We start from the raw sequence: 9,180 nt of genomic DNA, 5'->3' as shown, positions 1-9,180 counted from the left end.
AGATGGGGATAAGAGACAGCACAGGAGGTGCCGAGTTGAAGCCTTTCCGGATTCGTGTGCGCGCCGTCCTCACCGCCGTGGCGGTCACCGCGCTCGCGGCGGTGAGTCTCAGCCCGCAGAGTGCCGACGCGCGGTCCGTCGGCGCGCCGCGCACTCTTCCCGAGCCGCTCGCCGGGGAGCTCGCCAGGACGCTCGTCGGCCGTCTGGACGGGGCGGTGGCGGGTGCGTACTACGACAGCGGGGCGCACAGACTCGTCGTCGACGTCACCGACCGGAAGGCCGCCGACGCGGTCCGCAAGGCGGGTGCGGTACCGAAGGAGGTGACGTACTCGCAGGTCCAACTGGACACCGCCCGCGTCACGTTGGACGCGATGCCCGCGATCCCCGGCACCGCCTGGGTGGCCGACCCGAGAATCAACCGCGTCGTCGTCAGCGCCGACCCCACGGTCACCGGCGACAGGCTGGCCCGCCTCAACCGCACCGTCAAGTCCCTGGGCGACGCGGTCCTGGTGCGCAGGACGTCCGCGAAGCTCACCCGGTACATAGCCGGAGGCGACGGCATCTTCGGCGCCAAGTACCGCTGCTCGCTCGGGTTCAACGTCGTCGACGCCTCGGGCGGCCACGGCTTCGTCACCGCCGGGCACTGCGGCAGCGTCGAGCCGCAGTGGGCCCCGGGTCCCGGTGCTCCGTGGATCGGGAAGACCGTGGGGGCGGAGTTCCCCGGCGTGGACCACGCCTTCGTCCAGCACACCGATGGAACCATCGACCACCCCGGCGCCGTCAATCTCTACAACGGCACCACCCAGCCCATCACCCAGGCGGCGGACCCGATGGTCGATCAGGCAGTGACCCGCAGCGGCTCCACGACGCATGTGCACGAGGGCAAGGTCACCGGCGTCGGCGCCACCGTGAACTACCCGGAGGGGACGGTCAGGGGGCTGATCCAGACAACGGTCTGTGCCGAGGGCGGTGACAGCGGCGGCCCCCTCTTCTCGGGGACCACGGGCTACGGCATCCTCTCCGGCGGCAGCGGCAACTGCATGACGGGCGGCACGAGCTACTACGAGCCCCTCACCCGCGCCCTCGGGGCGTACAACGTGCGCCTCGGCTGAGCCCGCGGCCGCACACACGGACGGCGGCCCCCGGACACACCTCCACGGTGTCCGGGGGCCGCTTCACGCCCGAGCCGGGCCCTGCCCGTCGTCGAGTGTCCGAGAGTGTCAGAACTCGAAGACCAGGCCCTTGCCCGCCTTGAGCATGCACGGGTTGGCGAAGGTGTGCTCGAAGCTGACCCGCTGGCCCTCCCAGACGCCCTCGGCCGTCACGACCTGCGGGTTCCACTCCTTGGTACAGAACGTGTCCGCCTTGACCGCGACGACCTTCTCGAAGTCGCCGCCCGCGGCCCGCAGCGCGCCACAGGCACCCTTGGCGTCCGGGTGGGTGCCGACCGCCTTCGGCATACAGGTCAGCGTGACCGCCCGCTGCACGCCCGACTCGGCGGCGTTCTCGCCCTGGCCGACTGTCAGGACCAGTGCGGAGGGTGCGAACAGGCTCTGCGGGAACAGACTCTGCGTCTGCGCTTCGGGGACGGGCTCCGCGCTCGCGGCTGTCGTCCCGGCCGTCACCAGGCCGCCCAGTGCCAGCGCGGCCCCCAGCGCGATCCCCCCAGTGATGTACCGCATTCCGAACGCTCCCTTGGTTGGTTTCGGATAACGGACCGGAGTCTTGCCCAAGTTGAGCATGAACGCACCCCCTGCGGACACTTTCGGTCGCTGGTTGAAAACCCAGGGTAGTTGCTCCGGGGTGGCCTGAAACGGTGTGAGGCACATCTCCCGATGGGTGCCCCGGGTGGGAAGTGGCGCCGCCATGCGTCCGGTTTGCGGGGGAATCGTGGGAATTAATGTTACGGGGATGTTGACCAGCGAGGATTCCTTGTAATCAACGATGAATTATCGAAGTCGCCTTCAAAAACATGATTTGCAACGCTTAAAACCATCGGATCTAATGATCCGCACCCCGGGGCGGGAGACCCCCGCAACCCCGGCCGAAAAGAGGCCCGTCGTGCGACCGGACGGCGGCCGGAGTGATTCAGGAGCGCGGCAGCAAATGGCCGAAGTGCACTCAGGAGGACCCCCGAAAGCGCCGCCCCGAGGCCCCCTCGCCGCCGCCTGCCGGGCCTTCCGGCGGGACCGGACCGGCATGGCCGCGCTCGCCGTCGTCGCCCTCTGCGCTCTCCTCGCGCTCGCCGCGCCCCTGCTCGCGGCCCTCTACGGCAAGAACCCGACGGAGCACTACGGGCAGAACGCACCCGGCCTGCTCAGCGCCGAAGGTCTGCCCGTCCTGCCCAACGGGGGCATCTCCGGGGAGCATTGGTTCGGCATCGAGCCCGGCCTCGGGCGCGACGTGCTCACCCAGCTCCTCTATGGCATGCGCACCTCGCTGCTCGTCGCCCTGGCCTCCGTCACGGTGATCGCCGTCGTCGGCGTCGTCCTCGGGGTGACCGTGGGCTACCTCAGCGGGATCGCGGACCGTGCCTTCACATTTGTATGCAATGTGATGCTTGCTTTTCCGACACTCCTGCTGCTGCTCGCGCTGAGCCCCGTCATCCAGACGCGGTTCGTCGGACCCGGCGAGAACGAGCCCGTCTGGATGCAGTTCGCCTCGCTCATCCTGGTGTTCTCCGCCTTCGGCTGGGTGCCGCTCGCGATGGTGCTCCGCACGGCCGTACGCGGCCTGCGTGAGCGGGACTTCGTCGAGGCCGCGCGGGCCGTGGGCGCGAGCCGCCGCCACATCGTCCTCCGCGAGCTGCTGCCCAACGTCTGGGCGCCGGTGCTCGTCCACGTCACCCTCGCCGTGCCCGGCATCGTCACCGCCGAGGCCGCGCTCTCCTTCCTCGGTGTCGGCATCAACGAGCCCGTCCCCGACTGGGGCCGGATGATCTCCCGCGGCTCCGAGGTCTTCTACGACGACCCGACGTACATGGTCTTCCCGGGCGTGGCGATTCTCGTCTTCGTCCTGGCGTTCAATCTGCTCGGCGATGCGGTTCGCGATGCGCTCGATCCGCGCATCGCTGCGTAGTGCCTCGCCGCTGATCGGTCGGCTGCGGGTTGTCCGTGGCTGGTCGCGCCCACGCGGCGGAGCCGCACAAAAAGCACAGCCCCGCGCCCCTTACGGGGCGCGATCCCTTGTCCCTCACCTTTCCGATTCATCCGATTCAACGGAGTTCACCCATGTCCCGTTTCCGCACGCGCACCGCAGCTGTACCGGCTCTCGCCACTGCCGCCGTCATGCTGATGTGCTCCTGCTCGGCGGGTGCGGGCTCCCCGGCCGCGGAGGGGGAGAAGGGAGGCGACACCGCCGTCAAGAGCGGCGCGCGGCTCACCGCCACCCTCGGTACCGCCAAGGACAGCCAGGGTCCGGCCCCCGCCGTTCCCGACGCGCGCACCGGTGGCACCGTGCGGATCGCCAACCTCAACGACTACAGCCACCTCGACCCGCAGAAGATCTACGCGGGCGAGTCCTACAGCACCTCCCTGCTGTGGGGGCGCCAGCTGACCCAGTATCAGGTCGTGGACGGCAAGCCCAAGCTGGTCGGCGACCTCGCCACCGACACCGGGCAGTCCTCCGACGGCGGCCGCACCTGGACGTACCACCTCAAGGACGGCATCACCTGGGAGGACGGGCAGCCGATCACCGCCGCCCACGTCAAGTACGGCATCGAGCGCACCTTCGGCCCCGGCTTCGAGCTCGGCCCCACCTACTGGCCCGAGTGGCTCACCGGATCCGAGGACCGCACCGCCGCCGTCAAGAAGTACGGCGGCCCCAAGGACGGCGATCTCGACGCCATCGAGACCCCCGACGACAAGACCATCGTCTTCCACTTCCCCCAGCCGCAGTCCGACGTGCCCTACATGGCCGCCCAGTCCTCCTCGTCCCCCGTCCGCAAGGACAAGGACACCGGTACCGACTACGACGTACGGCCCTTCGCCTCCGGCCCGTACCGGATCGCCGAGCACAAGCAGAACCAGAGCCTGGCCCTGGAGCGCAACCCGCACTGGAAGCCGGAGACCGACCCGATCCGCCACCAGTACGCCGACCGCTTCGAGTTCGCCTTCGGCAAGAAGATCCTCAACACCGCGCAGGAGGTCCTCAACGGCCGCGGCGCCGGGGCCGACACCGTCACCACCAAGAACGAGCTGCCGCCGGAGCTCTACGCCGAGGCCCGGCGCGACGCGAAGAAGCGGGAACTCCTCGTCCCGGGCAGCCAGGGCGCCTACACCAGCGACCTCTACATCAAGAACAGCCGCGTCACCGACCCCGAGGTCCGCAAGGCCATCCACTACCTCTTCCCGCGCGAGCAGGCCCGCCAGGTCCTCGGCGGCCCGCGCCTCGGCGACTTCGCCACCACGCTCTCCTCGCCCGCCGTCGTCGGCTGGAAGAAGTACGACCTCTACCCGGTCGCGCCGAGCGGCGACATCGAGAAGGCCAAGGAGCACCTCGCCAAGGCCAAGCAGAAGGTCACCACGCTGACCTACGCCTACGAGACCGACGCCCCCGAGAAGGACCGCCTCGCCCAGGTCCTCGTCGACGCCTTCGCCAAGGCCGGCATCAAGCTTGTCACCAAGCCCATGGACAAGGCCGCCTTCAACGACCAGGTCTTCCGCGGCGACGCCCCGTACGACCTGTGGATCTCCACCAACTCCGTGGACTGGCCCACCCCCTCGACCCTGCTGCCCGACAGCTACCACAGCAAGCTCGACGCCCTCGCCAACTCCATCCGCTACAGCAACCCCGAGGTGGACAAGGAACTGGAGCGCATCGCGGGCATCGGTGACGCGCAGCAGAAGGCCGCCGCGCTCATCGACCTGGAGCAGGTCGTCATGAAGGACGTGCCGGTCGTGCCCTTCCTCTACACCAGCGTCACCCAGTTCCGCGGCGCGAACGTCGGCGGTGCCGCCATCCACCCGATCTACGGCTCCATCGCGGCCGCCGACCTGTACCTGAAGAAGTCCTGACGTGAGCGCCTACCTCCTGCGGCGCGTCGCGACGGCCGCGGCGGTGCTCCTCGCGATCACCGCCGTCGCCTTCGGGCTCTTCTACGCCGCCCCTGCCGACCCCGCGCTCATCGCCTGCGGCCCCAAGTGCGACACCGCCCAGGTGGCGGCCGTGCGCCACAGCATGGGCCTCGACCAGCCGGTGCTCACGCAGTTCGCCGACTACCTCCGGGGACTCGTCGCCGGCCGCACCATCGCCGACGTCGACGGCAGCCCCATCGACTGCTCCGCGCCCTGCCTCGGCTACTCCTACACGCTCCACCAGCCGGTCCTCGACGCCATCGGCGACCGCTTCCCGGTCACCCTGTCCGTCGCGGCGGGCGCCCTCGCCGTGATCGTCGTCCTCGGCGTCGGCGCGGGCTTCGTCTCCGCGCTGCGCCGCGGCACGGTCACCGACCGGCTGCTGTCCGGCTCCACCCTCGTGGGCGCGAGCGTGCAGATCTACTTCCTCGGCTACGTGGTGCAGTACCTGCTCGTCTACACCACCGGCATCCTCCCCGTGCCCGGCTGGACGCCCTTCGCCGACGACCCCGCCGCGTGGGCGGCGGGGCTGGTGCTGCCCTGGCTCGTCCTCGGCTTCGTCAACGCCGCCGTCTTCGCCCGGCTCTCCCGCTCCCAGATGCTGGAGACGATGCACGAGGGGTATGTGCGCACCGCGCGCGGCAAGGGCCTCGGCCCGCTGCGGGCCCACCTGAAGTACACGGCCCGCGGCGCCGCGGCGCCCCTGGTGCAGCTGCTCGGCCTGGAGGCGGGCGCGCTGTTCGGCGGGGCGTTCATCACCGAGACCGTGTTCGGGCTCGGCGGCGTCGGCAAGCTCGCCGTCGACGCCGTCGTCCAGAACGACCTGCCCACGGTGGTGGGCACGGTCCTGCTCGCCGCGTTCTCCGTGGTGCTCTTCGTCGCCCTCGCCGATCTGGTGGTGGCCTGGCTCGACCCGAGGGTGAGGCTCGCGTGAGCGTCCTGCACATACGTGACCTGACCGTCTCCTTCACCGGCCGCGGCTCCTCGGTGACCGCTGTCGACGGCGTCTCCTTCGAGCTCGCGCGCGGCGAGGTCGTCGGCCTGGTGGGGGAGTCGGGCTCCGGCAAGTCCACGGTCGGGCTCGCCGCGATGGGGCTCCACGACCCCGCCCGTACGGCGGTGGAGGGCAGCATCACGGTCGGCGGCACCGAGGTCGTCGGGGCACCCGACTTCGCGCTGCGGGCCCTGCGGGGTGCCCGGGTCGCCATGGTCTTCCAGGACGCGCTGGCCGCGCTCTCGCCCTTCCACACGGTGGGGGCGCAGGTCGCGGAGGCGTACCGGATCCACTCCGGCGCGGGCCGGGGCGAGGCGTGGGAGAAGGCCGTCGCGATGCTCGGCCGCGTCGGCATCCCGGCCGCCCGGGCCCGCCACTACCCGCACCAGTTCTCCGGCGGCATGCGGCAGCGCGTCATGATCGCCATGGCACTGGTCAACGAGCCGGACGTACTGATCGCGGACGAGCCGACGACGGCACTGGACGCGCGCGTGCAGCGCCAGGTGCTCGCCCTGCTCTCGGAGCTCCAGGAGGAGCGCGGTACGGCGGTGCTGCTCGTCACCCACGACGTGGGGGTGGTCGCCGAGACGTGCTCGCGCATGCTGGTCATGCGCTCGGGCCGGGTGGTGGAGGACGGCCCCACGGCGAAGCTCCTCACGGATGCGGAGCATCCGTACACCCGCGCCCTCGTGGGCGCGGCCCCCACGTTGTCGACGGTCCCGGGCACGCGCTTGCCGACGGTGGACGACCCGGTGTCGTATTCCGCTGCCGCGGGCTCCCCTGCCGGGGAGGGCGCGGAGCCCGCTGCCGCGGAGGACGCGGGCCGCAGGCCGTCCCAGGCTTCGGCGCCCGGCCTGAGCCCGGCCCGGCACCGCCGGACACCGCCGTCGGGGTTGCCCGCCGCGGCGGCGGGGAAGGGGGTCGCCGGAGAGAGCGCGGGTCTCAGGGACGGTGACCTCCTCACCGCCGCGACGGCGAGTCGTTCCGCGGCGGAATCCGGCGGTGCCGAGCCGGCCTTCGGCGCGGCCGGGGCGACCCGCGCCGCGGACGGCGGCGTGCTGGCCGAAGTCGTCGGACTCACCGTCGAGTTCCCCGGTCGCCGTGCCCTCTGGGCGCGCAGGGCGGAGCCCGTGGTCGCGGTGAACGGGGTCGATCTTCAGGTGCGGCAAGGGGAGACGCTCGGGCTCGTGGGGGAGTCCGGGTCCGGGAAGTCGACCACGGCTCGCGTGTTCGCGGGGTTGCAGCGGCCCACCGCCGGGAGCGTGCGGTTCGACGGGGAGGACATCGGGCTGCCCGCCGTGCGGAAGGCGCTCGGCCGCGACGTCCAGCTCGTCTTCCAGGACCCGTACGCCTCGCTCAACCCACGCCGTACCGTCGAGCAGATCGTGACCACGCCCCTGCGCGTGCACACCGGCCTGGACGCCGACGCCCGCCGCGCCCGCGCGGCCGAGCTCCTGCTCCAGGTCGGGCTCGCCGAGGAGCATCTCGACCGCTACCCGCACGAGTTCTCCGGCGGCCAGCGCCAGCGCATCGGCATCGCGCGGGCCCTCGCCCCGCGCCCCCGGCTGGTCATCGCGGACGAGCCGGTCTCCGCGCTCGACGTGTCCGTACAGGCGCAGGTGCTCAACCTGCTCATGGACCTCCGCGACGAGCTGGGACTCTCCCTGCTCTTCGTGTCGCACGACCTCGCCGTCGTCCGGCACTTCTGCGACCGCGTCGCCGTCATGCGCGCGGGAACCGTGGTGGAGAACGGGCCGCGCGACGAGGTCTTCGACGACCCGAAGGCCGCGTACACGCGCGAGCTACTCGCTGCCGCCCTGTAAGGCCCCCGTGCCGCCGCCCGTGGAGGGGGCGGGCGGCGGCACGGGCCTTCGCGGGCGGAGCAGGCCGACGGCGGTGACGTCGTCGGCGAGGCCGAGCCTGTGGGCGTCCGCCGGTACCTCCCGCTCCCGCTCCGGGTCCAGGTCCGGGGACAGCCCGGCCAGCCACGTGGAGAGCGCCCCGGTGTACGCCAGGGCGCCGTCCGGGAGCCCCTGGCGGAGCAGTTCCCGCGCGAGCTCGGAGTCCGCCCGGCGGAGCGCGGCCGCGCGGGCCGCGAGGAAGTCGGGGGAGAGCTTCCGTTCACCGGGCCGGGGGAGCACCGCCGCCTCGGCCACCGCCCGGAACTCCGGCAACTCCCGCACCGCGTCCGGCACTTCGTGCCCGCTGGTGTACTCGATCAGTTCGAGGAGGGGGTGGGCCGCGCCGGGCGCCCGTCCCCCGCCCGCCGTGCCCGGCAGCCAGGCGCACGTGAACTCGCCGAAGCGCGTACGGAACCGGAGCCGCCACTCCGGTGACATCACGGGGGCCACCATCCGCCAGGCGTCGGCCAGGGCCCGCTCCAGCGCGGTGCGCGGCGGCGGGGTGCGGCCGGTGTCCATGGGCAGGAAGTCGAGCAGGGCGTCGGCGAAGGGCGGCGGCTGCCCGCCCGGCCCGTGTTCCCCGTCCGTGCCGTCGAGGATGCCGTCGAGGACGAAGAACCACACCAGCCAGGCCGCGCCGCGCTGTAAGCGCGCGCACTCGGCGTCGGGCATGACCCGCGCCGCGAACGCCGCGCAGCCCGCCCTGCGGAACCGCCGCTGGGCGGAGAAGGACTGGGTGAGCCCCGTCCGCCGCACCCAGCGGTCGAGGAACGCGGCGGTCTCCGGGGCGTACGGGCTGACGCGGACGCGGCTGCCGGGGACGGGCGGCGGGGTGCTGGGCATGCGTTCCTCCGCTGGGTGCGGAACCGGGTGGCGCTTCCGGGGCGGTGAGGTTCTACCCGGCGCCGGGCGGGAACCACGGCGCGTCCGCGCACTCCCCGGCGCATGACGCCCGGCACGCGACCCCTGCCTCCCGGAGGCTCCGCCCCCGGACCCCGTTTCGGTGCGGCCCGGTGGTCCGGTTGTGCCCACCGGGTTGCCTCTTGCGCTCCGCGCGCGACCAGCCCCCACCGGACCGGGATCCGGGGCGGAGCCCCGGACTCAAGGGGCGCGGGGAACTGCGCGACCAGCCCCCACCGGACCCGCAGCCGCCCGACGGCATCAGCTCGGCAGACGCTGAGGCGCCCCGCCCCCTACCGCAGGCAGATGC

7 protein-coding genes are annotated in these 9,180 nt (G+C 72.1%); 5 read left to right on the top strand and 2 right to left on the bottom strand.

Annotation, left to right across the window (positions count from 1 at the left end; translation table 11 throughout):
- Positions 1-1,112 (top strand): S1 family peptidase (locus K6I34_RS24380; RefSeq protein ID WP_229328481.1); only part of this gene is annotated, 1,112 nt, incomplete at its 5' end.
- 108 nt (positions 1,113-1,220) lie between these two features.
- On the opposite strand, the gene K6I34_RS24375 is transcribed toward K6I34_RS24380, so the two are convergent.
- Entirely contained in the window at positions 1,221-1,682 is a 462-nt protein-coding gene (locus K6I34_RS24375; protein ID WP_229328480.1) for a subtilase-type protease inhibitor, read from the bottom strand.
- Positions 1,683-2,106: 424 nt separating this feature from the next.
- Between K6I34_RS24375 and K6I34_RS24370 the strand changes: the two genes are divergently transcribed.
- From K6I34_RS24370 to K6I34_RS24355, 4 genes are all read left to right on the top strand, one after another.
- Positions 2,107-3,078, top strand: coding sequence for an ABC transporter permease (locus K6I34_RS24370; protein WP_229328479.1), 972 nt, complete (start codon positions 2,107-2,109; stop codon positions 3,076-3,078).
- 152 nt (positions 3,079-3,230) lie between these two features.
- Positions 3,231-5,015: an ABC transporter substrate-binding protein gene (locus tag K6I34_RS24365; protein ID WP_229328478.1), complete on the top strand. Its 1,785-nt coding sequence runs from the start codon at positions 3,231-3,233 to the stop codon at positions 5,013-5,015.
- A gap of 1 nt (position 5,016) precedes the next feature.
- Positions 5,017-6,009 (top strand): ABC transporter permease, encoded by a 993-nt coding sequence (locus K6I34_RS24360; protein WP_229328477.1) that lies wholly within the window; start codon positions 5,017-5,019, stop codon positions 6,007-6,009.
- Positions 6,006-7,892: an ABC transporter ATP-binding protein gene (locus K6I34_RS24355; RefSeq protein WP_229328476.1), complete on the top strand. Its 1,887-nt coding sequence runs from the start codon at positions 6,006-6,008 to the stop codon at positions 7,890-7,892. Before K6I34_RS24360 ends, K6I34_RS24355 begins: the two co-directional genes overlap by 4 nt.
- Here the strand turns inward: K6I34_RS24355 and K6I34_RS24350 are convergent.
- Positions 7,872-8,813 carry a hypothetical protein gene (locus K6I34_RS24350; protein WP_229328475.1) on the bottom strand — a complete coding sequence of 314 codons (942 nt, stop codon included), beginning with the start codon at positions 8,811-8,813 and terminating at the stop codon, positions 7,872-7,874. The genes K6I34_RS24355 and K6I34_RS24350 overlap by 21 nt on opposite strands.
- Between the last annotated feature and the right edge of the window lie 367 nt (positions 8,814-9,180).

Origin of the sequence: Streptomyces sp. UNOC14_S4 (genome assembly GCF_020740835.1) — a bacterium.
Classification (GTDB): Bacteria; Actinomycetota; Actinomycetes; order Streptomycetales; family Streptomycetaceae; genus Streptomyces.
Note: the sequence above shows the minus strand (reverse complement) of the source record. Positions and strands in the feature narration are given on the sequence as shown.